Origin of the sequence: Variovorax boronicumulans (assembly GCF_019352895.1) — a bacterium.
GTDB classification, from domain to species: Bacteria; Pseudomonadota; Gammaproteobacteria; order Burkholderiales; family Burkholderiaceae_C; genus Variovorax; species Variovorax boronicumulans_A.
The window spans coordinates 893,840-919,424 of the sequence record NZ_JAAAFX010000004.1 but is presented as its reverse complement, the minus strand read 5'-3'; the positions used below and the strand labels follow the sequence as shown (position 1 = coordinate 919,424).

Annotated in this window: 24 protein-coding genes; 12 read left to right on the top strand and 12 right to left on the bottom strand. The window is 69.2% G+C overall.

Annotated elements, in window-relative coordinates:
* Nucleotides 1–452 precede the first annotated feature (452 nt).
* From K0H49_RS05850 to efeO (K0H49_RS05825), 6 genes are all read left to right on the top strand, one after another.
* Nucleotides 453–3,320 carry an aconitate hydratase gene (locus tag K0H49_RS05850; protein WP_219210201.1) on the top strand — a complete coding sequence of 956 codons (2,868 nt, stop codon included), beginning with the start codon at nt 453–455 and terminating at the stop codon, nt 3,318–3,320.
* Nucleotides 3,321–3,562: 242 nt separating this feature from the next.
* Nucleotides 3,563–3,952 (top strand): hypothetical protein, encoded by a 390-nt coding sequence (locus tag K0H49_RS05845; RefSeq protein ID WP_219210200.1) that lies wholly within the window; start codon nt 3,563–3,565, stop codon nt 3,950–3,952.
* A gap of 423 nt (nt 3,953–4,375) precedes the next feature.
* Nucleotides 4,376–5,206, top strand: a complete 831-nt coding sequence (gene efeU / locus K0H49_RS05840) for an iron uptake transporter permease EfeU (protein ID WP_219210198.1) — start codon at nt 4,376–4,378, stop codon at nt 5,204–5,206.
* A 7-nt stretch (nt 5,207–5,213) separates the two neighbouring features.
* A complete protein-coding gene (gene efeO, locus K0H49_RS05835) occupies nt 5,214–6,422 on the top strand; it encodes an iron uptake system protein EfeO (protein ID WP_219210196.1) in 1,209 nt (402 codons plus the stop codon).
* Between the two features lie 12 nt (nt 6,423–6,434).
* Complete coding sequence (efeB, locus tag K0H49_RS05830) at nt 6,435–7,766, top strand: iron uptake transporter deferrochelatase/peroxidase subunit (protein WP_219210193.1); 1,332 nt, start codon at nt 6,435–6,437, stop codon at nt 7,764–7,766.
* A 47-nt stretch (nt 7,767–7,813) separates the two neighbouring features.
* A complete protein-coding gene (gene efeO, locus K0H49_RS05825; protein WP_219210191.1) occupies nt 7,814–8,650 on the top strand; it encodes an iron uptake system protein EfeO in 837 nt (278 codons plus the stop codon).
* A 19-nt stretch (nt 8,651–8,669) separates the two neighbouring features.
* On the opposite strand, the gene K0H49_RS05820 is transcribed toward efeO (K0H49_RS05825), so the two are convergent.
* Together K0H49_RS05820 and K0H49_RS05815 are read right to left on the bottom strand one after the other, a co-directional pair.
* Nucleotides 8,670–9,512 (bottom strand): alpha/beta fold hydrolase, encoded by an 843-nt coding sequence (locus K0H49_RS05820; protein ID WP_219210189.1) that lies wholly within the window; start codon nt 9,510–9,512, stop codon nt 8,670–8,672.
* A gap of 87 nt (nt 9,513–9,599) precedes the next feature.
* Nucleotides 9,600–10,091: an ester cyclase gene (locus K0H49_RS05815; RefSeq protein WP_219210187.1), complete on the bottom strand. Its 492-nt coding sequence runs from the start codon at nt 10,089–10,091 to the stop codon at nt 9,600–9,602.
* Between the two features lie 166 nt (nt 10,092–10,257).
* On the opposite strand from K0H49_RS05815, the gene K0H49_RS05810 reads away from it, so the two are divergent.
* From K0H49_RS05810 to K0H49_RS05790, 5 genes are all read left to right on the top strand, one after another.
* The gene (locus tag K0H49_RS05810; protein WP_219210185.1) at nt 10,258–10,737 is read left to right on the top strand and encodes a MarR family winged helix-turn-helix transcriptional regulator; all 480 of its coding nucleotides are present in this window, start codon (nt 10,258–10,260) and stop codon (nt 10,735–10,737) included.
* A 104-nt stretch (nt 10,738–10,841) separates the two neighbouring features.
* A complete protein-coding gene (locus K0H49_RS05805) occupies nt 10,842–11,141 on the top strand; it encodes a FeoA family protein (RefSeq protein WP_219210183.1) in 300 nt (99 codons plus the stop codon).
* Nucleotides 11,134–13,038 (top strand): ferrous iron transporter B, encoded by a 1,905-nt coding sequence (gene feoB, locus K0H49_RS05800; protein WP_219210181.1) that lies wholly within the window; start codon nt 11,134–11,136, stop codon nt 13,036–13,038. The genes K0H49_RS05805 and feoB overlap by 8 nt, the downstream gene beginning before the upstream one ends.
* Before the next feature lie 7 nt (nt 13,039–13,045).
* Entirely contained in the window at nt 13,046–13,312 is a 267-nt protein-coding gene (locus K0H49_RS05795) for a DUF6587 family protein (RefSeq protein WP_219210179.1), read from the top strand.
* Between the two features lie 4 nt (nt 13,313–13,316).
* Nucleotides 13,317–14,495, top strand: a complete 1,179-nt coding sequence (locus K0H49_RS05790) for an FAD-dependent monooxygenase (protein WP_219210177.1) — start codon at nt 13,317–13,319, stop codon at nt 14,493–14,495.
* A gap of 78 nt (nt 14,496–14,573) precedes the next feature.
* Here the strand turns inward: K0H49_RS05790 and K0H49_RS05785 are convergent, their stop codons facing one another.
* From K0H49_RS05785 to K0H49_RS05750, 8 genes are all read right to left on the bottom strand, one after another.
* On the bottom strand, nt 14,574–15,824 hold the full coding sequence (locus tag K0H49_RS05785; protein WP_219210174.1) for an SMI1/KNR4 family protein: 1,251 nt from the start codon (nt 15,822–15,824) through the stop codon (nt 14,574–14,576).
* 83 nt (nt 15,825–15,907) lie between these two features.
* Nucleotides 15,908–16,750, bottom strand: a complete 843-nt coding sequence (gene kynA, locus K0H49_RS05780) for a tryptophan 2,3-dioxygenase (RefSeq protein ID WP_219210172.1) — start codon at nt 16,748–16,750, stop codon at nt 15,908–15,910.
* The gene (gene kynU / locus K0H49_RS05775) at nt 16,750–18,051 is read right to left on the bottom strand and encodes a kynureninase (protein WP_257624598.1); all 1,302 of its coding nucleotides are present in this window, start codon (nt 18,049–18,051) and stop codon (nt 16,750–16,752) included. Before kynU ends, kynA begins: the two co-directional genes overlap by 1 nt.
* A 16-nt stretch (nt 18,052–18,067) precedes the next feature.
* On the bottom strand, nt 18,068–18,703 hold the full coding sequence (kynB, locus tag K0H49_RS05770; RefSeq protein WP_219210168.1) for an arylformamidase: 636 nt from the start codon (nt 18,701–18,703) through the stop codon (nt 18,068–18,070).
* Between the two features lie 79 nt (nt 18,704–18,782).
* Entirely contained in the window at nt 18,783–19,463 is a 681-nt protein-coding gene (locus K0H49_RS05765; protein ID WP_219210166.1) for a DUF899 domain-containing protein, read from the bottom strand.
* A 73-nt stretch (nt 19,464–19,536) separates the two neighbouring features.
* Nucleotides 19,537–20,925, bottom strand: a complete 1,389-nt coding sequence (locus K0H49_RS05760; RefSeq protein WP_219210157.1) for an amidase — start codon at nt 20,923–20,925, stop codon at nt 19,537–19,539.
* Nucleotides 20,922–21,827 carry a polysaccharide deacetylase family protein gene (locus tag K0H49_RS05755; RefSeq protein ID WP_219210156.1) on the bottom strand — a complete coding sequence of 302 codons (906 nt, stop codon included), beginning with the start codon at nt 21,825–21,827 and terminating at the stop codon, nt 20,922–20,924. Before K0H49_RS05755 ends, K0H49_RS05760 begins: the two co-directional genes overlap by 4 nt.
* On the bottom strand, nt 21,824–23,332 hold the full coding sequence (locus tag K0H49_RS05750) for an amidohydrolase family protein (RefSeq protein ID WP_219210155.1): 1,509 nt from the start codon (nt 23,330–23,332) through the stop codon (nt 21,824–21,826). Before K0H49_RS05750 ends, K0H49_RS05755 begins: the two co-directional genes overlap by 4 nt.
* Before the next feature lie 38 nt (nt 23,333–23,370).
* Between K0H49_RS05750 and K0H49_RS05745 the strand changes: the two genes are divergently transcribed.
* Nucleotides 23,371–23,847: a nucleoside deaminase gene (locus tag K0H49_RS05745; protein WP_219210154.1), complete on the top strand. Its 477-nt coding sequence runs from the start codon at nt 23,371–23,373 to the stop codon at nt 23,845–23,847.
* A gap of 11 nt (nt 23,848–23,858) precedes the next feature.
* On the opposite strand, the gene K0H49_RS05740 is transcribed toward K0H49_RS05745, so the two are convergent.
* Entirely contained in the window at nt 23,859–24,731 is an 873-nt protein-coding gene (locus K0H49_RS05740) for an ABC transporter permease (RefSeq protein ID WP_219210153.1), read from the bottom strand.
* Entirely contained in the window at nt 24,724–25,584 is an 861-nt protein-coding gene (locus K0H49_RS05735) for an ABC transporter permease (protein ID WP_219210152.1), read from the bottom strand. Before K0H49_RS05735 ends, K0H49_RS05740 begins: the two co-directional genes overlap by 8 nt.
* Nucleotide 25,585 lies beyond the last annotated feature (1 nt).

Sequence of the window (25,585 nt, the reverse complement as noted above, 5' to 3'; positions counted from 1 at the left end):
GAATATCCTCGGGTCGGCGTCGATGGGTTGTCCTGGCCTGAATTCGGTGAATGAAATTCGATCTTGCAAAAAAAGGATTAATGCGAAATTGGCGTGTGTCACCGAATGGTTGCAATTGAGAAAGACTGTATTCAAATCTTGAATTCGGAACTATTAAATTTGCGCACGTTCGGTGCGTCTGAATATGGAAATTGCGCACGCCTACGCCGGTGCCTTCGGCAGGGCCCCGTCGGCGCTTGCGGTGCTACGGCGCGGTGAGCGCGTCGCGCAGTCAGGCAGCGGTGGCGTGAGGGCGCGGGAATCGAGATCCGGAGGCGAGGACCGAGCGCTGGCAGGTGCCGCCCAAGGGGTGCCGCGCGTGGAAAGGCCGCAGCGGGGAAGACCGACTACAACAGCTGCCATTGAACCCCGCTATCCTTGAGGAGCTTCCACGAACACACAGGAGTTTCCCCATGGCCAAAGCACCGGCGCACGCCTTTGCGTCCTCCCTCAAGACCTTCAAGACCGCATCGGGCAAGTCCGGAAAGTACTGGTCGCTGAAGGAACTGGCCAAGCAATATCCGAGCATCGAGCGCCTGCCGGTCTCGATCCGCATCGTGCTTGAATCGGTGCTGCGCAATTGCGATGGGCAGAAGGTCGGTGCCGAGAACGTCGAGCAGCTGGCCAACTGGCAGCCCAACGCCGAGCGCACCGAGGAAATTCCCTTCGTCGTGACGCGCGTGGTGCTGCAGGACTTCACCGGCGTGCCGCTGCTGGCTGACCTGGCCGCCATGCGCAGCGTGGCCGCCCAGCTGGGCAAGTCGCCCAAGACCATCGAGCCGCTGGTGCCGGTCGACCTGGTGGTCGACCACTCGGTGATGGTCGACTACTACGGCACGCCCAAGGCCCTCGACCTCAACATGAAGCTCGAGTTCCAGCGCAACAACGAGCGCTACCAGTTCATGAAGTGGGGCATGCAGGCCTTCGACACCTTCGGCGTCGTGCCGCCGGGCTTCGGCATCGTGCACCAGGTGAACCTCGAGTACTTCGCGCGTGGCGTCTACAAGGCGGCCGACGACAACGACAAGGTGCCGACCTGGTACCCCGACTCGCTGGTCGGCACCGACAGCCACACCACCATGATCAACGGCATCGGCGTGGTCGGTTGGGGCGTGGGCGGCATCGAGGCCGAGGCCGCGATGCTGGGCCAGCCCGTCTACATGCTCACGCCCGACGTGGTGGGCTTCGAGCTCACGGGCAAGCTGCGCGAAGGCGTGACCGCCACCGACCTGGTGCTCTTCGTCACGGCCATCCTGCGCACCGAGAAGGTGGTGGGCAAGTTCGTCGAATTCTTCGGCCCGGGCGCCGCGTCGATCGCCGTGCCCGACCGCGCGACCATCGGCAACATGGCGCCCGAGTACGGCGCGACCATGGGCTTCTTCCCGGTCGACGAGATGACGGTGGCCTACTTCAAGGGCACCGGCCGCACCGACAAGGAAATCGAGCTGTTCGAGGCCTACTACAAGGCCCAGGGCCTGTTCGGCATGCCGGCCCCCGGCGACATCGACTACACGAAGGTCGTGCGCCTCGATCTCGGCACCGTGTCGCCCAGCCTGGCCGGCCCCAAGCGCCCGCAGGACCGCATCGACCTGGGCCACCTGTCGACCAAGTTCTCCGAGCTCTACAGCAAGCCCAACGACGCCAACGGCTTCAACCAGCCGGCCGACAAGCTCAAGATCCGCTACCCGCTGCTGAAGAACGGGCAAGGCGACGACAACGAGGCGCCCGCGCCCGCACCGGGCGCACCGCGCCAGGTGGTCGAGATGGTGGCCAACCGCTCGACCAAGGCCGCCGCGCATGTGAGCGCCACGGCACCGATCGCCCCCAAGGGCACGGTCACCATCGGCAACGGCGACGTGTTGATCGCCGCCATCACCTCCTGTACCAACACCTCGAACCCGAGCGTGATGCTCGCCGCAGGCCTGCTCGCCAAGAAGGCGGTGGAAGCCGGCCTCACGGTCAAGCCGCACGTCAAGACCTCGCTGGCGCCCGGCTCGCGCATCGTGACGGAGTACCTCGAGAAGGCCGGCCTGCTGCCCTACCTGGAGAAGCTGGGCTTCTACCTCGCGGGCTACGGCTGCACCACCTGCATCGGCAACGCCGGAGACCTGACGGCCGAGATCAACGAGGCCATCACCGACAACAACCTGGTGGCGGCCGCGGTGCTCTCGGGCAACCGCAACTTCGAGGCCCGCATCCACCCGAACCTCAAGGCCAACTTCCTGGCCTCGCCGCCGCTGGTGGTGGCCTTCGCCATCGCGGGCAACGTGATGGTCGACCTGATGACCGAGCCCGTGGGCAAGGGCAAGCACGGCAAGGACGTGTACCTGGGCGACATCTGGCCCACGCCGCAGGAGATCGACGCCAACCTGCGCTTCGCGATGAACGCCAAGGCCTTCCGCGCGAACTACGACAAGGTCAAGACCGATCCGGGCAAGTTCTGGAGCAGCATCAAGGGCACCACCGGCCAGGTCTACGACTGGCCCACCTCGACCTACATCGCCGAGCCGCCCTTCTTCGAGGGCTTCAAGATGAAGCCGGCGGCCACCAACCCCGGCTTCTCGGGCGCGCGCGTGATGGCGCTGTTCGGCGACTCGATCACCACCGACCACATCTCGCCGGCCGGCTCGATCAAGGAAAGCTCGCCCGCGGGCGTGTGGCTCAAGGCGCACGGCGTGCCCAAGGCCGACTTCAACAGCTACGGCTCGCGCCGCGGCAACCACGAGATCATGATGCGCGGCACCTTCGCCAACGTGCGCATCAAGAACCTCATGCTGCCGCCCGACGACAAGGGCACGCAGGAAGAGGGTGGCCTCACGCTGTTCCAGCCCGGCAACGAGAAGATGTTCATCTACGACGCCGCGATGAAGTACATCGAGCAGGAAGTGCCCACCGTGGTCTTCGGCGGCGAGGAGTACGGCACCGGCTCGTCGCGCGACTGGGCCGCCAAGGGCACGCAGCTGCTGGGCATCAAGGCCGTGGTGGCGCGCAGCTTCGAGCGCATCCACCGCGCCAACCTGGTCGGCATGGGCGTGCTGCCGTTGCAGTTCCGCGGCGCCGATTCGTGGCAGAGCCTGGGCCTGACCGGCCACGAGAAGATCGACGTGGTGATCGAGGGCGACCTCAAGCCCCAAATGGACGTCAAGCTGGTGGTGCACCGCCCCGACGGCACCCACCAGGAGGCCACGGTGCGCCTGCGCATCGACACGCCGATCGAGGTCGACTACTACAAGCACGGCGGCATCCTGCCCTTCGTGTTGCGGCAGTTGCTGGCGGCCTGATGAGGCGGGGCGCCGGCTTCAGAACGATATGAATCGGCCCTTGCCCAGCAGGGGGCCCGAGCTTGTTGGGCTGGATGCCGATGTAAATCGTCATCTTCTTCTTGCGAACATCGGTGAATGGCCTGTCGCGGTGGCACTGAAGAACTCGCCCCGTCTGCCTGGTCCACGCCAGAAGCCACTTAGAAACCTTGCGCTGGACGCCAGCACCTATCATCCGCCGTCCCCTCCAACGAAGGTGCCAGATGGCGGAAACAGCCCACTACACAGAGACCTACAAGTCCTTGATTACGCTCTCAGTCGAGGGCTTCAAGTTCTGTGCGCTAGCAAATGGTGGCGCAGCCGTGGCTTTGCTTGCCTATCTTGGCAATATCGCTGGCAAGGGGGCCGCAGCGCCTGATATGCGAATCCCCATGGCCTGGTTTTTGGGCGGCGTTGCACTGTGCGGATTGGCGATGGTTTTGGCCTACCTCACGCAGCTCTTTCTATTTCGCGAGACTCGTGATGCGCCGCTGACTGCAGCGGGCACGCGAGGTGGTCATAGATGGCCGCATACAAGCAGCATGATCGTCTTTGCATTGAGCCTCGCGGCGTTCTGCGGGGGCTCGTGGACAGCGGTAACGCGATTCGCTTGACAGGGGCCTTTGGCGATGGCCCTTGGCGCACTAGCTCGACCAACCACGCCACTCGATATGGCAATCATCCCGTCGAAGGTCGGTGACTGCTGAACCGTCGTGGACTATGACGTGCACATCGGCATAGAGCACGAGAAAGATCATGAGCTCGCATTGATCGGAGACGATCACCGATTCCTCGGCTTCCAGAGAGCGGTGCGCGCGCGGCCAGTCACAGCCACCGCATCCGGCTCTCCAGATCGCGTCTTTGCTTGCCGCTTGATCCGGCCCGAGGCCGCTGACCCCATGTGCCCCTGCGCCCCCATGGGGCCATTCCGATCAAATGAGAACTTTTCGTATTTGATCGGCTAAGCTCGGAGGGTGTCTCCCGCGCAGCGTGCACCGTTCCGGTGCCGGGCGGGGGCTCGACTTTTTTCGATCCCGATGCTCATCCCCTTTCTCATCATGCTGCGCGAAGGCATCGAAGCCGCGCTCATCGTCAGCATCGTTGCCAGTTATCTCCACCAGAGCGGTCGCAGCAAGCTGATGCCAGCGGTCTGGGTGGGCGTGCTGCTCGCCGCGGCCCTGTCGCTGTTCGTGGGCGCCGGCCTGCAACTGGTGGCCGCCGAATTCCCGCAGAAGCAGCAGGAGCTGTTCGAAGGCGTGGTCGGGCTGATCGCCGTGGTCATGCTGACCTCGATGGTGTTCTGGATGCGCAAGGCGGCGCGCTCGATCAAGGGCCAGCTGCATGCATCCATCGACCGTGCCCTGGGCGATGGCGGGGGCCAGGCCTGGGCCTTGATCGGCATGGTCTTCCTGGCCGTGGCGCGCGAGGGGCTCGAGTCGGTGTTCTTCCTGCTCGCGATCTTCCAGCAGAGCAGCGGCTGGGAAGCGCCCGTGGGGGCGCTGGCCGGCATCGCGGTCTCGGTGGTGCTGGGCTACGGGCTCTACGCCGGCGGCGTGCGGCTCGACCTGCGGCGCTTCTTCCGCTACACCGGCGTGTTCATCCTGCTGGTCGCGGCCGGGCTGCTGGCCGGCGTGCTGCGCAAGCTGCACGAAGGCGGCGTCTGGAACCATCTGCAGACGGTGGTCTTCGACATGAGCGAAGCGCTGCCGATGGACAGCCCGGTCGGTGCCGTGCTGTCGGGCCTGCTGGGCTACCAGGCGGCACCCGTGGTGGGCGAGGTGATCGCCTACCTGGCCTTCCTGGTCGTCTCGCTCTTCTTTTTCTTCCGACCGGCCGCGCCGGCGCCGAGCCCTGTCGCGGCCCGTTGAGATCACGATGTCTTCCCCTTCGCCCAAAGAACCTTCGCCTTCTTCCTCTTCTTCTTCGTCCTCGGTGCTGATGCGCGTGGCCGTCGGCGCTTCCGCACTGCTGGTGGTCGCCGGCCTCGCGGCCTTCTGGTACGCCTCGGGCGTGGCCCGCAAGGCGCCGCCCAAGGCCTCGGACCATGCGGTCACGGTGACCATCCAGGGCAACGCCTGCGAGCCCAACGACATCACGGTGCCCGCGGGTCGCACCACCTTCACCATCGTCAACCAGTCCAAGCGCGCGCTCGAGTGGGAGATCCTCGATGGCGTGATGGTGGTCGAGGAGCGCGAGAACATCGCGCCCGGCTTCTCGCAGACCATGACGGTCAAGCTGCATCCCGGCACCTACGACATCACCTGCGGCCTGCTGAGCAACCCGCGCGGCAAGCTGCACGTCACGCCCTCGGCCGAGTCCGATGCGGAAGCCGCACGGCCCTCGCTGGTCAACTACGTGGGCGCGCTGGCCGAGTACCGCGTGTTCCTGGCGCTCGAGGCCGGCACGCTGGAAGACGCCACGCAGGCGCTGGTGGACGCGCTCAAGGCCGGCGACCTGGCCCAGGCGCGCACGCTCTATTCGCCCGCGCACCAGGCCTACAAACGCATCGAGCCGATGGCCGAGCTGTTCTCCGATCTCGACACCCGCCTCAATGCGCGCGCCGACTACTTCGAGCAGCGCGAGGCCGATCCGGGCTTCACCGGCTTCCATCGGATCGAGTACCTGCTGTTCGCGAAGAGCGACACCCAGGCCGCGCTGCCCGTGGCCGACCAGCTGATGGCCGACGTCACTGCGCTGAAGGCCCGGTTGCGCGCGCTGGCGATTCCGCCCGAGCGCATGGCCGCCTCGGCCGCCAAGCTGCTGCGCCGCGTGGCCGACAACCTGCCGGCCGGCGGCGAAGACCATTACGGGCACGGCGAACTGGTGAACCTGCAAGGCACCTTCGACGGCACCCGCAAGATCGCCGACCTGCTGTCGCCGCTGCTGACCAAGGCGGCGCCCGAACTGCAGAAGACCCTCGACCAGCGCTTCGCCGCCTTCGATGCCGCGCTCTCGCCCTACCGCGACGGCGAGGGCTTCAAGCCCGCTCCCCTCGACGAGACCCAGCGCAAGGCACTGGCCGAACCCGTGCGCGCGCTGGCCGATGCCTTCGGCCAGGTCAATGCCGCACTCGGACTGGAATAAGCGCCCGACGACATGAAAGACAAGAACCTCCTCATTCCCGCTCCCGTTCAACCTGCTTCGCCCGAGCGTCGGCGCATGCTCGGCGGACTGGGCGCTGCCGGTGCCGCGCTGGCCGGCCTGTCGGCCGCGCGCGCCGCTGCACCAGCGCCGTCCGGCCCGCCCGAAGGCCCGGGCGCGGGCGCGCAGGTGACCGATGCGCCGCAAAGCACCCACACACAGGACCGTGTGCCTTTCACCGGCCGCCACCAGGCCGGCATCGTCACGCCGCGGCCGACCGCGGGCATGGTCGCGTCCTTCTTCGTGCTGGCCGAGAACCGCGTCGACCTTGAGCGCCTGTTCCGCACGCTGACCGCGCGCATCGCCTTCCTGACCCAGGGCGGCGCCCAGCCCGACCTCGACCCCAAGCTGCCGCCCGCGGGCTCCGGCATCCTGGGCCCGGTGGTGCAGCCCGATGCGCTGACCATCACCGTGTCGGTGGGCCATTCGCTGTTCGACGAGCGCTTCGGCCTGGCCAAGCACAAGCCGCTGCGGCTGACCCAGATGCAGCGCCATCCCAACGACGCGCTCGACGCGGCGCTGTGCCACGGTGACCTGTCGCTGCAGTTCTGCGCCAACACGCCCGACACCAACATCCACGCGCTGCGCGACATCATCAAGAACACGCCGGACCTGCTGGTGCTGCACTGGAAGCAGGAGGGCTCGGTGCCGCCCATCCCCGCGGTGCCGGGCCAGCCGGCAGAGAGCGCGCGCAACTTCCTGGGCTTCCGCGACGGCTCGGCCAACCCCGACGGCGGCGATGCGCCGCTGATGGACAAGCTGGTGTGGATCGGCCCCGACGACAAGGGAGAGCCGGCCTGGGCCGTGGACGGCACCTACCAGGCGGTGCGCATCATCCGCAACTTCGTCGAGCGCTGGGACCGTACGCCGCTGCAGGAGCAGGAGCTGATCATGGGCCGCGTCAAGCCCAGCGGGGCGCCGCTCGACGGCGGCCGCACCGAGCACGACGTGCCCGACTACACGAAGGACCCCGAAGGCAAGGTCACGCCGATGGACGCCCACATCCGCCTGGCCAACCCGCGCACGCGTGCGTCGGACGCCAACCTGATGCTGCGCCGGCCCTTCAACTACTCCAACGGCGTCACCAAGTCGGGCCAACTCGAGATGGGCCTGCTGTTCATCTGCTACCAGGCCGATCTGGAGAAGGGTTTCATCGCGGTGCAGAAGCGCCTCGACGGCGAACCGCTGGAGGAATACATCAAGCCGATCGGCGGTGGCTTCTTCTTCACGCTGCCCGGCGTGCGCGATGCGCGCGACTGGCTCGGCCGGACGCTGATGCAGGCCTAGGCCGCGTCGTTCACTCGTTTTTTCACCATCATTCTTCAAGGAGACCCATGTCCGTGCACTTCCGTCGTCGCTTCCTCGCCACCCTCGTTGCCGGTGCCGCCGGCCTGTATGCCGCCGGTTCGCTGGCGGCCGTGTCACCGCTCGAACTGGTCGCGCCCATCGCCGACTACAAGATCTACGTGGCCGAGAACGTGCGCAAGCTGGCGACCGACACGCGCGCCTTCACGGCCGCGGTGAAGGCCGGTGACATCGAGAGGGCCAAGAAGCTCTATGCGCCGACGCGCACCAGCTACGAGAAGATCGAGCCCATCGCCGAACTCTTCAGCGACCTCGACAGCGCCATCGACTCGCGCGCCGACGACCACGAGAAGGCCGAGAAGGACCCGGCCTTCGGCGGCTTCCACCGCATCGAGTACGCGCTGTGGGTGCAGAAGAGCACCAAGGACGTCAACAAGACCGCCGACAAGCTGCTGGCCGACGTGCTCGAGTTGCAGAAGCGTCTGGTGGCCCTGACCTTCCCGCCCGAGAAGGTGGTGGGCGGCGCCGCGGTGCTGATGGAAGAAGTGGCCGCGACCAAGATCTCGGGCGAGGAAAACCGCTACAGCCACACCGACCTGTGGGACTTCCAGGCCAACTTCGAGGGCGCCTACAAGATCGTCGAGCTGCTGCGCCCGCTGATCGCGAAGGACAACAAGACCTTCTCGGACAAGACCGACGCCAACTTCAAGACGGTGTTCGACACGCTGGCCAAGTACCGCAGCGCGGACGGCGGCTTCGAGACCTATTCGAAGCTCACCGAGCGCGACCGCAAGCTGCTGGCCGGTCGCGTGAACACGCTGGCCGAAGACCTGTCGAAGCTGCGTGGCATGCTCGGCTTGAACTGAGCCCGCGCACAGGCGGCATTCAGGGCTTCGTGCTGCCGACCGTGGCCGCGAAGTCCGCCAGCAATCGGTTGAACACCTCGGGGGCTTCGCGGAAGGGCGCATGGCCCACGCCGGCGATCGCATGCAGGCTGGCCGCGGGCAGCAGCGCCTTGATGTGCTGGCTGCCCGCCGGCAGCAGGATGGCGTCTTCGCTGCCGTGCACCAGCATCACGGGCCGCTGCTGGAGCGAGGCCAGCACATCGTCGTTGTCGAGCTGGCGGCTGAACAGGCCCAGGCGCACCGCCGGCGGCGTGGCGCAGTTGAATCCCAGGGTCTCGTAGAACGCGCTGTCGGACAGGGGCGCGGCCTCGCAATCTCGCACGAACTGGCCCAGCGTGCGCACCGCTTCGGTAGCGTCATGGCTGAACAGCGCCGGGATGTGGCGGGTCAGCTTCGGGCCCAGCAGGGCCATCGCCTCGGGCGCGCCGACTTTGGTCACGGCGCTCACGAAGGCCACGCCGGCCACCTGCTGCTGGCCGAAGCGGCGCAGGTAGTCGCACACCACCAGTCCGCCATAGGACCAGCCCACCAGCAGCACCTGCGGCGCGCCGATCGAGGCGATCAGCGCCGCCACGTCCTCTGCCCAGAGGCCGCTGTCGGTGTAGTGCGCGGCCTCGAGCGGCTTGCCCGACTCGCCGTGGCCGCGCAGGTCCAGCGCGACCAATTGATGCCGGTCCGCCAGGGCGCTTTCGAGCTGGTGTTTCCAGCTCAGCGCGCTCTGCGAGAAGCCGTGGATGAAGACGATGGGAAGGCCCGCGCGGGCGCCTGAATCGAGCACGCTCAGGGTCAGGCCGCCACCGCCGGTGAGAGATCGTCGTTGCATGAATTTCCTTGGAAGGGTGGGAAGGTGAAGGCGAGCGACGCAGCGTGTGAGCTCGCTCGCGGAAGATGGCGGAGGGCGCCGGCGTTCTCAGGCCGCAAGTTCGGCCAGGCCCACGCCGGTGGGCGCATTGGGTTCGCCGCGCATCTGGCGCAGCACGGTCTCCAAGTCGAAGTACACCCGCTCGGTCAGCAGCTTGCCGGCCTCTGCGCCCTGGCCGAAAAGGTAGAAGGCGGCCAGCTCGAACTTCACCTTCTGGCCCGTGGGCTGCACGCCGCAGAACTCGGCCTGGTGAGTGCCGGTCACGGTGACCTCGCGGATCGAGCAGCCGGCGACGTCGTATTCGGCGGTGTTGACCAGCTTGAAGTCGGGGACCGCGGCATCGAAGGCGGTGTAGAAATCGACCACGCCCGCGAAGCCGGCGAAGTGCGTCGACAGGGGCACCACGTCGTACGAGGCGCGCTCGTCGCGGATGAAGGTCTCGTAGACCGCCGGCCAGTCATGGGCGTTCTCGCCGCGCATGTGTTCGACGATGCAGGCCCGCTGAAGGGCGATGCGCTCTTGTTCGCTCAGTGTTGTCATGTGCTTGTCTCCGTGTGTGGATGCGATCGAGGCGCAGCGCCGTCTCGTGGGTGAAGTTGCTGCGCGTCGCCAGTATATAAATTACATTGTCAATATCAACACTGTTTACTATGTATGCACTAAGTACAATCCCGCATCGCCTTTGCGCCACTCACTTTTGCTGTCGATGACCCCTCACCCTCCCAAGACCGCCGCGCCGCCGGCCGACCCGCACGCGCTGGCGCCGGTCCCCAGCGATGCGATCGACGAGGCCATCGTGGCCTTCCATGTGGCCTTCCGTCATGTGGTGCAGGGTGCGGACGAGAAGCTGGCGACGCTGCGCATGGGGCGCCCGCACCACAAGATCCTGTTCCACACGGCCCGGCATCCGCGCTGTGCCGTGTCGGAGGTGCGCGATTTCATCGGCGTGTCGCGCCAGGCGCTGCAGCGCCCGCTCAACGACCTGCATCGCGCGGGCCTGGTGCAGACGCTGGTCGCACCGGAAAACCGGCGCATTCATCAGCTGGTGCTGACGGCCGCCGGCCTGGCACTTGAGCGCGAGGTGACCGAGCTGGTGCGGGTGCGCTTCGCCGCGGTCTTCGAGGCGCAGGGCGAAGGCCAGTGCACGCAATGGCTGGCGGTGATGCACGCGCTGGGTGTCGCGTGATGGGTGGGCGCCTGTTTTGACGCCCTGGCGCTCACTCACGAGTGAGAATTGCTAGCATTGAGCCTTCGCTTACTGGCGCGCCCGGGTCTCGGGTGCCTCTCACCGTGCCAAACACCCCCCTCGACGCCGCGCCGGCCCCGACCGCGCTGCGTCTCGACCAGCTTCCCGACAACCAATGGGCCACGGTGCTCGACGTGGCCCGGCCCGACAGCGCGGAAGACCGCGAACTGGTGCTGCGCCTCACCGAGATCGGCTTCGTGCCGGGCGAGGCGGTGCGCATCGTCGCGTCCGGCGTGCCGGGCCGCGAGCCGATCGCTGTGCGGCTCGGCCACACCACCTTCGCGCTGCGCCGCCACGAGGCGGCCTTCATCCACGTGACGCGAGGCGCGGCCCACCATGGTTGAAGCGACCATCGACTTCCGCCCCGGCGCGGCCAAGCCCGCGGCGGCGCCGCCCGAACGCGTCGCGCTGCTGGGCAACCCGAACTGCGGCAAGACCGCGCTGTTCAACCTGCTGACCGGCAGCCGCCAGAAGGTGGCCAACTACGCCGGCGTCACGGTCGAGCGTAAAGAGGGCGTGCTGCTCACCGCCGCCGGCCGCCGGGTCTTCGTGCTCGACCTGCCGGGCGCCTACAGCCTCAATGCGCTGTCGGCCGACGAGGCCGTGACGCGCGACGTCGTCACGGGCCGCAGCAAGGAACTGCCGCCCGACCTGCTGGTGAGCGTGACCGACGCCACCAACCTGCGGCTGAACCTGCGGCTGGTGCTGGAGGCCAAGAAGCTGGGCCTGCCGATGGTCATGGCGCTCAACATGACCGACATGGCCAGGAAGCAGGGCATCGTGGTCGACGTGGCCGTGCTCTCGCGTGAACTCGGCATGCCGGTGATCGAGACCGTGGGCGTGCACACCGGTGGCGCCAAGGACCTGCTGGCCGCGCTCGACGCACCCGTGGTCGCCGCCGCCGTGGCCGCGCCCTGGGTCGCGCCCGAGCTCGACGACGTGCTCGCCACGCAGCGCGAGGTGCGCCGCATCCTCGGCCTGGCCGTGACCGAGCCGGTCGGCAGCCTCGCCACCAGCGACCGCATCGACCGCGTGGTGCTGCACCCGCTGTGGGGCATGGCGGTGCTGGCCGTCACGCTGTTCCTGATGTTCCAGGCGGTGTTCAGCTGGGCCAACGTGCCGATGGACGCGATCAAGGCGGCCACCGAATGGGTGGGCGAGGCGGTCAAGACGGTGGTGCCCGACGGCCTGCTGCAGAGCCTGCTGGTCGACGGCATCGTGGCCGGCGTGGGCGGCGTGATCGTGTTCCTGCCGCAGATCCTGATCCTGTTCCTGTTCATCCTCGCGCTGGAGGATTCGGGCTACCTGCCGCGCGCCGCCTTCCTGCTCGACCGCGTGATGGGCACGGTCGGCCTGTCGGGCCGCTCCTTCATCCCATTGCTGTCGAGCTTCGCCTGCGCCATCCCCGGCGTGATGGCCACGCGCACCATCAGCAACTGGCGCGACCGGCTCACCACCATCATGATCGCGCCGCTCATGACCTGTTCGGCGCGGCTGCCGGTGTATGCGCTCTTGATCGCGGCCTTCATCCCGGCGCGCACGGTGGCGGGCGTGTTCAACCTGCAGGGCATCGTGCTGTTCGCGCTCTATGTGTTCGGCATCGTCTCGGCGATGGCCGTGGCCTGGGTGATGAAGCGCTTTCGCGACCACACGCAGCATTCGCCGCTGCTGATGGAACTGCCGGCCTACCGCTGGCCCAACCTGCGCAACCTGGCGCTGGGCCTGTGGGAGCGCGCCTGGATCTTCCTGCAGCGCGTGGGCACGATCATCCTCACGCTGACCATCCTGCTGTGGTTCCTGTCGACCTTCCCCTCGCCGCCCGAAGGCGCGACCGGCCCGGCCATCCAGTACAGCCTGGCGGGCATCATCGGCCGCGGGCTCGAACACATCTTCGCGCCCATCGGCTTCAACTGGCAGATCTCGATCGCGCTGGTGCCGGGCATGGCGGCGCGCGAGGTCGCGGTGGGCGCGCTGGGCACGGTGTACGCGCTGTCGGCCACCGGCGATGCCGCGGCCACGGCGCTCGAGCCGCTGATCGCGGGCAGCTGGTCACTGGCCACCGCGCTGTCGCTGCTGGTCTGGTACGTGTTCGCACCGCAATGCATTTCCACACTGGCCGCGGTGAAACGCGAGACCAATGCCTGGAAGTACGTCTGGATCATGGCAGGCTACCTGTTCGCGCTGGCCTACGCGGCCTGCTTCGTCACCTACCGCATCGCGCTCGCACTGGGCTGGGGTTGAGCACAACATGACACAGAACCTGATCGTCGGATTGATCGTCGCCTTCGCCGCGCTTTACGCGGTCTGGCGCTGGATGCCCGCCGCCTGGCGCCGCGCCGCGGCCACGCGCGTGGCGGCCGGCTCGCACAAGGCCGGGCTGGTCGATGCGCAGCGCGCCGAGGCGCTCGCCGCCTCGCTGGCCAAGAGCTCGGGCTGCGGTTCGTGCGACAGCTGCGGCAGCTGCGCCAAGCCCGGCGACAAGGCCCCCGCCGCCACCCCACGATCGGCACCCTGACGGCATGCCCCTGCAGCTCCTGATCGCGGGCGGCGGCATCGGCGGACTGGCGGGTGCACTGGCGCTGGCGCGTGTGGGCCACCGCATCGAAGTGCTCGAGCAGGCGCCGGCCTTCGGCGAGGTCGGTGCCGGCATCCAACTCGGCCCCAACGCCACCCGCCGGCTGCAGGCGCTGGGCCTGGCCGACGCGCTCGACGGCATCGCGGCCCGGCCCGAGGCCCTGGTGGTGCGCGCGGCCGATGACGACGCCGAACTCGCGCGCCTGCCGCTGGGCGAGGCCATGCAACGGCGCTACGGCGCGCCGTACTGCTGCGTGCACCGCGCCGACCTGCATGCGCTGCTGCACGGTGCCGCAGGCGCGCACGACGCGGTGGTGCTCAACACCGACGCGCGCATCACCCAGGTCGAGGTCTGCGACGACGCGGTGGCGGTCGGCACGGCCGATGCGCGCGCCTGGGAGGGCGATGCGCTGGTCGGCGCCGACGGCCTCTGGAGCACGGTGCGCCCGAAGGTGGTGGAGGCCTCGGAGCCGCCGCATGTCACCGGCCACACGGCCTGGCGGGCGATGCTGGAGCAGGCCGCGTTGCCCGCCGCGCTGCGCAGCACGCAGGTGCGCGTGTGGCTGGGGGCACGGCTGCATGCGGTGGCCTACCCGGTGCGCCGCGGCGAAGCGCTCAATGTGGTGGTGCTGGCCGAGTCCGCGCCCACCGGCGATGCGCGCGACTGGGACCAGGCCACCAGCCTGGCCGCACTGCAGCAGGCCACGGGCCGCTGCGGCCCCGCGCTGCAGGCCTTGCTCGAGGCCGCGCCGGCCTGGCGTGGCTGGACGCTCAGCGACCGCGCGCCCATGAGCGGTCCGCAGCAGATGGCCGGCGAGCGCATCGCGCTGCTGGGCGATGCGGCCCACCCCATGCTGCCCTACATGGCGCAGGGCGCGGGCATGGCGATCGAGGACGCGCTGGCCTTGGCCGAGGCGCTGGCCGGCGCGCGCACCGAGCAGGTCCCCGCCGCCTTCGCGCGCTATGCCGACGCCCGCTGGCGGCGCAATGCACAGGTCCAGGCCAGGGCGCGGCGCAACGGCGAGGTCTTCCACGCGACAGGCCCCGTGCGCTTCGGCCGCGACATGGCGATGCGGCTGCTGGGGGCGAAGCTGCTCGATCAGCCGTGGCTGTACGGCGGGTAGACGGCGGGTAGACGGCGGATAGACGCTGGGCAAGCGGCGAACAATCGGCGATTGAGCGGCGGCTGAACCCGCGCGGCCTCAGAGCCTGAAGTCCTGCAGCCGCTCGATGCGCTGGGCCAGCCCTTCGCGGCCCAGGTAGTGGCCGTGGTGGCCGTCGGCCATTTGCGCGAGCGCGCTTTCCAGTTCGCCCAGCATCGCGTCGCGGTCGGTGGCGAAAGCCATGGGCACGTCGATGCCGGCCTGCGTGCAGGCCTCCGCGATCAGGTGCGCGCTGGCCGGTGCGCCGCAGGCGGCGCACTTGACGATCGCCTCGACGTCGGGCTCGGCGCCGTTGGCCAGCAGGGCGGCCGTGAGTTCGGGGCCGATCTGGCCGTCGATGTTGCGCAGCGCGTCCGCCGCCACCGGCGCGCCCGCACGCACCAGCGCCGCGGCCGCCACATAGGCGCCCTGCGCGAGCGCCACGTCGGTCGCCAGCGCGCTGCCCTGCAGCGGGCCTTCGAAGCGCAGGCCCGCCGCGGCCAGTTCCACGATCAACGCGGCATCGTCGGTGGCCACCGCATGGCGCAGCGCCGCGCGCGCGAGCGCCGGCTGGTGGCGCAGCGTGCCGTCGGCCAGCGGCGTGCGCCAGTCGTGGATGGCGAGGCGGTAGAAGCCCACCAGCTTGTCCATCAGGTCGAGGTCCAGCCCGTGGTCCTGGTGCCGGTCGTCGAGGTAGGCCAGCAGGGTCTGGCCCGAGAAGTAGTCGCTGGTGGGCGCCAGCGGGTCGTCGTCGAGGTGCAGTGCCGTGAAGGCGCCGGGCAGGTCGGGCGCGACCACGCTCAGGCCGTCCTCGTGCAGCGCATGGGTCCAGGCCGGCGGCAGGCCCTGCTTCCAGGCCACGATCCTGCCGTAATCGGCGCCGGGCTCGACCACCGCGTAGAGGCGGTCGCAGTACTCGAAGCCCCCGAAGGGCAGCAGCGCCAGCGTGCCCTGCCAGGGCGGGCCGCCGTCCTCGGCCGCTTCCTCGGCCAGTTCCTGCTCGTGCACGATCCAGCCCTGCAGGTCGCGGTAGCCGTCGCTGCCGTTCCAGAACAGCTCGGACCAGCTCACGGCCTCGACGTTGCCGTTCATCTCCAGCGTGAGGTCGTAGTCGAGCCGGCCACCCGCCGTCTGCTGCCACAGCGCGAGCAGCGCCTCGGGCAGCGGCCCGGCGCACAGCGCCTGCACGGCCGCGATCTGCGACGCCGGCATCGGCGGCTGGGCGTCGAAGATCACGCGCTCGGCGAACAGCACGATGCCGTGGGCGCGCAGCGCGGCGCGCTCGTCGGATGTGAACCGGATGTCGTTCATGGCAGGCACCTCCGTGTGTTGCAAAACTGTAGCGTTTTGTACGGAGGGGGCAATCCATGCGAGCCCTGCCTTGGTGGAAAAACTCAGAGTTCGGTCCGCAAGCGCCAGATCTCCGGAAACAGCACCACGTCGAGCATCTTGCGCAGGTAGCTCACGCCGCCGGTGCCGCCGGTGCCGCGCTTGAAGCCGATCACGCGCTCGACGGTGGTCACGTGGCGGAAGCGCCAGAGGCGGAAGGCGTCCTCGAGGTCGGTGAGCTTCTCGCCCAGCTGGTAGAGGTCCCAGTGTTCGTGCGGCGCGCGGTAGACCGTGAGCCAGGCGGCCTCGACGCCGTCGCTGGCCTCGTAGGGCTGGGTCCAGTCGCGCTCCAACCGGTCGGCCGGCACCGGCAGGCCGCGCCGCGCGAGCAGGCGCAGCGACTCGTCGTAGAGCGAGGGCGCGCGGTAGGCCGCGTCGACCTGGGCCAGCAGGTCGGCGCGGTGGGCGTGCGGCTTGAGCATGGCAGCGTTCTTGTTGCCCAGCGCGAACTCGATGCAGCGGTACTGCGCGCTCTGGAAGCCGCTGGAGTTCGCGAGGTAGGGGCGCATCGCGGTGTACTCGGGCGGCGTCATGGTCGAGAGCACGGTCCAGGCGCTGACCAGCTGTTCCATGATGCGGCTCACGCGCGCCAGCATCTTGAAGGCATCGGCCAGCTGCTCGGTGGCAATGCAGCGGGTGGCCGCGTTGAGCTCGTGCAGCATGAGCTTCATCCAGAGCTCGCTGGTCTGGTGCTGCACGATGAACAGCATCTCGTCGTGCGCGGGCGAGAGCGGGTGCTGCGCGCCCAGGATCTCGTCGAGGTGCAGGTAGTCGCCGTAGCTCATCGAGGCGCTGAAATCCAGCTGCGCCTTTTCCTCGTGGACGATCTTTTCGGTGCCCTTCGTCATCAGGTCACCGCGTTCTTCTGATTGAACTCGGCGCGCTTCCATTCTTCCTGCTCGAGCACCTGCACCAGATGCTCGACCGATTGCCACACGTCCTCGAAGCGCAGGTACAGCGGCGTGAAGCCGAAGCGCAGGATGTCGGGCACCTGCGCGTCGCCGGCGCGGAAGTCGCCGATCACGCCGCGCGCGATCAGCGCCTGCACGATCGCATAGGCGCTGGCGCTGGCGCTGGCCGCGTCCTGCAGCGCCAGGCAGACCTGCGAGCCGCGCTGCGCATGCGCGCGCGGCGTGACCAGGGTGAAGCGGCCGGGGCAGCGCGCCTCGACCAGCGCGATGAAGGCATCGGTCAGCGCCAGCGACTTGGTGCGCAGGGCCGACATGGCGCCTGCTTCGCCGTCGAAGGCTTCGGCGGCCAGCACGGTGTCGAGCCCGCATTCGAGCGCCGACAGGCTCACGATGGGCTGCGTGCCGCACAGGTAGCGGCCCACGCCCGGCGCGGGCCGGTAGTGGGGCGTGAATTCGAAGGGGGCGGCATGGCCCCACCAACCCGACAGCGGCTGCTCGAAGCGGCCCGCGTGCCGCGTGTGCACCCACACGAAGGCCGGCGCGCCCGGGCCGCCGTTCAAGTACTTGTAGCCGCAGCCGATCGCGTAGTCGGCATCGCTGTCGTTGAGCCTCACAGGCACCGCGCCCGCACTGTGGGCCAGGTCCCAGACCGTCAGCGCGCCCACCGCATGCGCGGCGGCCGTGACGGCCTTCATGTCGTGCATCGCGCCGGTGCGGTAGTTGACGTGCGTGAGCATCAGCACCGCGACCTCGGCCGTGAGCGCGGTGGGCAGCGCATCGACGCTGTCGATCAGCCGCAGCGTGAAGCCGCGCTCGCGGCACAGCGACTCGGCGATGTAGAGGTCGGTCGGGAAGTTGCTGCGTTCGCTGACCACGGTGCGGCGCGCGTCGTCGCCGTACTCGAGCACCTGGCTCATGGCGGCGAACAGCACCTTGTAGAGGTTGATGGAGGTGCTGTCGGTGCACACCACCTCTCCGGGCGCGGCGCCGATCAGCCGGGCCAGCTTGTCGCCCAGGCGCTGCGGCAGGTCGAACCAGCTGGCGCTGTTCCACGAGCGGATCAGGCCCTGGCCCCATTCCTCGGCCACCACCGCGGCGATGCGCGCGGGGGCGGCCGCGGGCAGCACGCCCAGCGAATTGCCGTCGAGGTAGATCACGTCGGCGGGCAGCGTGAATTGGGCGCGCAGGTCGCGCAGCGGATCGGCGCAGTCGAGGGCGCGGCAGTCGTCGAGGGTCATGGGGGTCTTCATGGGTTCAGAGGCTGCGCAGCACTGCGCGCACGGGAGAGGCATCGGCGCTGACCAGCTTGAGCGGCAGCGCGATGAGTTCGTAGTCGCCCTCGGGCACCGCGTCGAGCACGAGGTTCTCGAGCACGCGCAGGTCGAGCCGGCGGATCACCTGGTGGCTGTCCAGTGTCTTGCTGTCGGCCGGGTCGATGCTGGCGGTGTCGATGCCCACCAGCGTCACGCCCAGCGCGGCCAGGCGCTCGATGGTGGCGGGCGCGTAGGCGGCGAGGGCGCCGTCCCAGTGGTCGACCGGTGCGCGCGCATAGGTGCGCACCAGCACGCGCGGCGGCAGGTCGGCCAGCGCGTGTTCGAGGTGCGCCCATTCGATCAGCGGGCCCTTGGCGATCGCATGGATCACGCGGCAGCGGCCCAGGTAGGGCGCGAGGTCGACGTGGCCGATGGTGGCGCCCTCGGGGTCGTAGTGCAGCGGGGCGTCGGCATGCGCGCCGACATGCGGCGACAGGCCGATCTCGCTCACGTTGACCGGGCAGCCCGGGCCGATGCGCGCGGCCCAGCGCTGGCGGTAGGGCGTGTCGCCGGGAAAGACCGGCGCGCCCTCGTACACGGGGGGAGAGATGTCCCAGATTCTTTTGGCTTGACTCATGGCGCCAAAGTTAGCGCCGCGCGATGGGTCGTGGTGTCGGTTATTTCCAACGCTGAACGAAAAGCGCCGTGTCGGGGTGTCAGGGCGTTGCGCTCGGCGCCGGGTACTCGTCGTGCAGCCGCTGCCAGCTGTAGGTCGGGTCCTGGGGCCAGCCGGGCGGCGAGACCTCCCAGGTCTCCTGCCGGCCCCAGGGCGTGAGGTCGAGCAGGTTGAAGGTGTTGCTGGCCTGCTCGACGCCGCGGCCCGAGGTGAACCAGGTCTGGAACACGCGCGGGCCCTGGCGCATGAACACCGACAGGCCGAAGGCCGCGTTGTCCTGCGCGGTCACGAAGTCTTCGTGGAAGGTCGTGCCCTCGCACGACACCCACGGAAAGGTCCAGCCCAGCCGCGCCTTGACCGCCTCGATGCGCGCCACGCTCGCGCGCGCCACCATCACGAAGTTCGTGTCGCGTGCATGCAGGTGCGAGAAGTCGTTCATCATGTTGTCGCTGACGAAGGAGCAGCCCGGGCAGATGTGGCTCTCGGTGAGCATGTTGTGATAGACGATGAGCTGGTCGTGGCCCTCGAACAGGTCGACCAGGCGCAGGTCCTTTCGCGTCGTCGAGGCGAAGACGTAGTCGTGTGTGATCTCGGTCATCGGCAGTTGCCGTCGTCGCGCGTTGAGCACATCGTGCGCGCGGGTCAGTTCCTTCTCCGCCTTCAGCAGTTCGTCGCGCGCCGCCTGCCAGGTCGGGCGCGGGACGATGTCCGGGTATGCCATGGTCGTGCCTCCAGGTTTGTGGACAGAGTACACATATCGGCAGGGGCGGTAAAGACGAAGCGAAAAACCCTGCTCAGAGGAGCGTCTCGATGTGCTGCGCGCACTGCAGCACGCGTGCGTCCTCGTAGCAGGGCGCCACCACCTGCAGCCCGACCGGCAATCCGCGCACTTCGCCCGCCGGCACCGAGCAGGCCGGCACGCCGCAGTAGTTGAACAGCGGCGTGAAGGCCGCGTGGCCGCGCGGTCCGGCAGGCCGCCCGCCGATGGTGGGCGGGCCCAGCTGGTCGAGCGGCCAGGCCGTGACCGGGGTGGTCGGGCACAGCAGCACATCGAAGGATTCGAAGAAGCGCGCCAGGCTGGCGCCGATGCGCTGCCGCAGGCGCAGGGCGCGCGCCACGTCGGCCGATGTGACCCGGGCGCCGGCCTCGATCTGCTGCACCAGCACCGGGTCGATGCGTTCGCGTTCCTCGGCCAGCCGGTGGCCGTAGAGCGCATGCAGGCCGGCCTGCTGCAGCGCGAGCAAGGGGTACTCGCGCGCTTCGAGGGGCCAGGGCGGATCGGCATCGGCGATCCGCCAGCCCGCGGCGCGCAGCGCATCGACGCGCGACTGCAGTGCGGCCAACACGTCGTCGTCGATCGCGAAGTCGCAGCCCAGCTGCGGGCTCCAGGCGACGCGCAGGTCGCCAGGCAGCGGTGCATCGAGCGATGGCAGGGCATCGAGCCCGACGCCGATCGGCACGCCCGCCGGGTCGGCCGCGTCGTAGGCCAGCAGTTGGTCGTAGAGCCAGGCGCTGTCGGCCACGTTGCGCGCTATCACGCCGATCACCGACAGGCCGTAGTTCGGCTCGGCAAAGCCCCACGGATGCGGGATCAGGCCGGGGCTGGGCTTGAAGCCCACGAGCCCGCAATGGGCTGCGGGGCGGCGCGTGGAGCCGCCCGCGTCGGTGCCCAGCGCGAGCAGGCCCAGGCCCGCGGCCAGCGCCGACACCGCGCCGCCCGAGGAGCCGCCGGGCGTGAGCGTCGGGTCGATCGGGTGCCGCGTCGCGCCGTACAGCAGGTTGGACGTCACGCCCTTGCAGGCGAACTCCGAGCAGTTGGTGATGCCCAGCACCACCGCACCGCGCTCGCGCAGCCGCGCCACGGCCCAGGCATCGCGCGGCGCGACGAAATCCTCGAACAGCCGCGAGCCCTGTGCGATGTGCCGGCCCTCGACCCAGAGGTTGTCCTTGACGGTGAAGGGCACGCCGGCCATCGGCAGCGTCTCGCCGGACGCGAGGCGGTGCTCGACCGCGGCAGCATCGTCCAGGACCTGCCGCGCATCGAACTGCACGATGGCGTTGAGCGCGGGGTTGAGCCGCTCGACGCGTTCGATGAAGTGGCGCGCGACATCGGTCGCACGCAGCGCACCCGAGGCCACGCGCGCCGCCATCTCGCGTGCGCCCATCTCGTGCAATGCAGTCATCGCGTCGACTCCGCGGGCACGTGGGCCAGCCAGTGGCGCGCGATCTGCTCACGCGTCGCGCACCAGGCGCCGCCGCGCTGCGCGATGTGCGCGAGCAGCGTCGCCAGGCCGTTGATGCGTCCGGGCCGGCCGATGATGCGCGTGTGCAGGCCGATCGACATCATGCGCGGCGCGTGCCGCGACTCGGCCAGCAGGCAGTCGAAGGCATCGATCGCATAGTCGGCGAAGTCGCTGCCGCGCACATAGGCGAAGTTGTCGAAGAAGCGCATGTCGTTGGTGTCGAAGGCATAGGGCAGCACCAGGTGCGGCCGGCCGGCCGCCTGCACGTAGTAGGGCACATCGTCGTTGTAGGCGTCGCTGTCGTAGAGAAAGCCGCCGTGTTCGGCCAGCAGCCGGCGCGTGTTCACCGAGGCCGAGGACTTCGTGTGCCAGCCCACGGGCGCGCGGCCGTGCAGCCGGCGGATGCTCTCGACGCAGCGCGCGATCAGCGCGCGCTCGTCGGCCTCGGCCATGCCCGCGTGCGATTCCCAGCGCCAGCCGTGGCAGCAGACCTCGAAGCCCTGTTGCGCGGCATCGGTCGCGATCCAGGGCGTGGCCTCGAGCGCACGCGCGCAGGCGTTGAGCGTGAGCGGCACGCCGGCCTCCCTCAGCATGCGCGTGATGCGCCCGTAGCCCACGCGCGCGCCGTACTCGAACTGGCTTTCCATGCAGAGGTCGGGCGCCCCCACCACCTCGTGGTTGACCTCGTGGCGGCTCTCGTTGCGCGCATCGCCCGCGCTCAGCGCGAACTCGGCGCCTTCCTCGACGTTGAGCACGAAGGACACGGCCAGGCCCGCATCGCCGGGCCAGCGCAGCACAGGGTAGTTCCCGCGGTAGCCCGCGAAGTCGCGCGGCGTGCTCATGCGAGCCTCGCGGCGAAGGTGTCGGGCGCGATGGCCGTGGCCAGGCCCTCGCGGTGGATGCGCTCCACCGCCTCGAGCACCGGCGCCATCTGGGCCTCGGCCTGCGCGTAGCGCGGCGCCAGGTCCTGGAACTCGCGCTCGATCTCGCGCAGCAGCGCGGCCTCGTCGACGCGCGTGAGCACGCCGCCCTCGATCGCGACCTCGCCCGCGACCATCGAGAAGTCCAGGCCCGCGCCGCGCTCGGCATAGACCAGCTGGCGCACGGGGTCGTTGAAGGGCGTGAAGGTCACGCTGTCGGTGCGGTAGGCCACCAGGTCGGCGATGGCGCCCACGCGCAGCGAGCCCAGCGCCTCGCCGAAGCCCAGGGCGCGGCCGCCCGCGAGCGTGCCGGCATGCAGGGCCTCGTGCGCCGACAGCCAGCGCCGGTGGTCGTCGCCGCGCAGCTTCGACACCGCGGCCGCGCTGCCCAGCACGTTGAGCATGTTCACCGTCACCGTCGAGCAGCTGCCGTCGGAGCCCAGGCTCACGTTGACGCCCGCGTCGAGCAGTTCGCGCACCGGCTGCACGCCCGAGCCCAGCAGCAGGTTGCTCCAGGGGTTGTGCTGCGCGGTGGCGCCACTGCGCGCCAGCGCGTCGATCTCGCGCGGGTTGAGCCAGACCGCATGGATCAGGCTGGTGGCCGGCTTCAGGAAGCCGATGCGGTCGAGGTACTCGACGATCGGGCAGCCGAAGAAGAGCTGGCCCGTGACCACCTGCAGCCGCGTTTCCTGCACGTGCGTGATGACGGGCAGGGCCAGATCGTCGGCGAGGCCGCGCACGGCCTGCAGGAAGCCCTCGGTGCAGCGCTGCGGTGCCGACGCCGACACCAGCACGCCCACGCGCTTCGATTGCGGATGCCGCGTGCGCGCGAGTTCGCGCACCAGCGCCAACTGGTCTTCGGGCGCGGGCCGCGAGGCCGCGCGCAGCTCGGCCGCCAGTTCGGCGGGAAAGTGCTTCTCGACGAAGGGGAAGTTGTCGACGATGGGCTTGTCCATCATCGCGAAGCCCACCAGCGCGCGGATGCCGGCGTCGTCGTAGGCCTGCAGCGCGGCCTCGATGCGCGCGCGGTCGATCGCGCCGCCCAGGGCGGTGTCGTCGACCAGCGTGGTGCAGCCGGTGCGCAGCGACTCGATCGCACCGATCATGGTGCGCAGGTAGACCTGGCGCGGTGTCAGCGCGACGGGCGTGCGGGTGCGCACCAGGTGCATCCAGAGTTCGAGCGGCAGGTTCTCGGTGCGCCCGCGCTGGAAGTGCTCGTGCGAATGCTGGTGGCCGTTGACCAGGCCGGGCACCAGCAGGCGGTCGCGCAGGTCGATGGTGTGCTCGGCATCGGCCAGCGTGCCGGCCGGCTCGATCGCGGCGATGCGATCGCCCTCGACCAGCACGTCGCGCGGCTGGCCGTCGAAGGCCAGCGCATCGCCCAGCAGGGCGCGCGCGTGGCGCAGAAGGGTGCGTTTCTTGCTCATGGACAAGCTCCTGGATTTGCTGTGAACGGACGACCGCCATGAACGACACGACGAACGAAGACGATGTGCGCTGGATGCAGCTGGCGCTGGCCGAGGCGCGCGAGGCGTACGCGCGCGGCGACTGGCCTACCGGCGCGGTGCTGGTGAAGGACGGGTGCCTGCTCGGGCGCGGCCAGAACCGGCAGGTCACGCGCGGCGACGTCACGGCCCATGCCGAGCCCGAGGCCCTGCGCGATGCCTTCGCGCAGCACGGCCCCGAGGCCGCGCAGGGCGCCACGCTCTACTGCACGATGGAGCCCTGCCCGATGTGCGCGGGCGCGCTCAAGCTGGGCGGCGTGCACACGCTGGTGCTGGGCCTGCGCCATGCGCGGCTGCGGCGCGCGGACCTCGGCGACTACGGCATCGAGGCCTTCTGCCGCCTGACCGGTTTCGCGCTTGCGCTGCGCGACGGCGTCTGCGAAGCCGAGTACCTGGCGCTGCGGCTGCGCTGGGGCGGCGACCGCGTGCGGCCCTGACATCGCAGGCATCAGCGGAAGTGGCGCGAGATGCCCGCCACGCGCTCCATCACCACCATCAGCACCAGCGTGGCCGCGATCAGCACGCCCGACACCGCGGCGGCACGCACGTCGAGGTTGGATTCGATGATGTGCCACATGCGGATCGGCAGCACCTCGCTGCGCGCGTCCGAAAGGAACAGCGACACCGCCACGTTGTCGAAGGAGTACATGAAGCCGATGAAGGCGCCGGCCGCGATGCCGCGCGCGATCAGCGGCAGCGTCACGGTGCGGAACACATAGAGCGGCGAGGCGCCCAGCGAATGCGCGCTCTCGAGCAGGCTGCCGTCCATCTGCAGCAGGCTGGCCGAGGTGGTGCGCAGGATGTAGGGCGTGGTGATGGCCACGTGGCCGATCACCAGCGTCCAGAGCGACAGCCCGGTGCCCGCCAGGTTGAACAGCATCAGCAGCGACAGGCCGATGGCCAGCGCGGGCAGCATCAGCGGTGACAGCAGCACCGACTCGGCCACGCGCGCCCAGGCCTCGCGCCGGCGGGCCAGCGCCAGCGCGGCGGCCACGGCCAGCACGATCGACGCACTGGTGGCGATGGCCGCGAGCTTGAGCGACAGCACGAAGGCGTCGATCAGTTCGGGCGATTCGTTCCACAGTGCCACGTACCAGCGGCTTGAATAGCCGGGCGGAGGGAACTTGAGCGAGTAGCCGCTGGTGAAGGAGGTGATCAGCACCACCACCGTGGGCGCCATCAGCAGCACGCCCGCGAACAGGCCCAGCAGGCCGAACACCGCCCAGAAGGAGCGCCGCTCGATCAGGCCGCGCAGCGATTCGGCGGCCCGCGGGACGGCGGAGGGCACGCGCGGCGTGCCCGAGACGAAGGCTTCAGCCATGGACGAACCCCTTGCTGCGCCGACCGAGCGCATTGATGGCGACCACCACGGCCAGCACGCACACCAGCAGCAGCATGGCGATGGCGGCCGCGAACGGATAGTTGTTGGCCTGGATGGCCTGCTGGTACATGTAGTAGGGCATGAACATCTGCTGCCCGCCGCCCACCAGCGTCTGCGTCACGAAGGCGCTCACGCTGGAGGCGAACACCAGCAGCGAGCCCGCGAGCAGCCCCGGCATCGACAGCGGCAGCGTCACCTGCCAGAAGGTGCGCCAGTGGCCCGCGCCCAGCGCGAGCGAGGCCTGGCGCAGGTTGGCGTCGACGTTCATGAGTGCGGTGATCAACGGCAGCACCATCAGCGGCAGTTCGATCTGCGCCAGCGCAACGGCTACCGCGCCGGGCGTGTAGAGCAGCTTGATCGGCTCGGCGATCAGGCCCAGGTCGAGCAGCGCGGTGTTGAGGATGCCCTGGCGCCCGAGGATCACGACCCAGGCGAAGGTGCGTACCACCGAGCTGGTCAGGAGCGGCAGGATGATCAGCAGCATCAGCGGGCCCTGCCAGCGGCCCGGCGCCTGCGTGTAGAGGTAGGCCAGCGGGAAGCCGATCAGGATCGTCAGCACCGTGACCTCGACGCCCAGCCACAGCGTGTTGCCGAGCACCACGAGGTTGAAGCCGTCGGTGAGGAACTTGGCGTACTGGCCGAAGCCGGCCTGCGTCATCTCGGGGTCGTTGTGCAGGCTGACCCAGGCCAGCAGCAGCATCGGCGCCAGCACGAAGGCGACGAAGAACAGGCCCAGGGGAAGGCTCAGCGGCAGCGCAGAAGCCGAGCGCGCGGTGGAGGCGTTGGCAGCCATC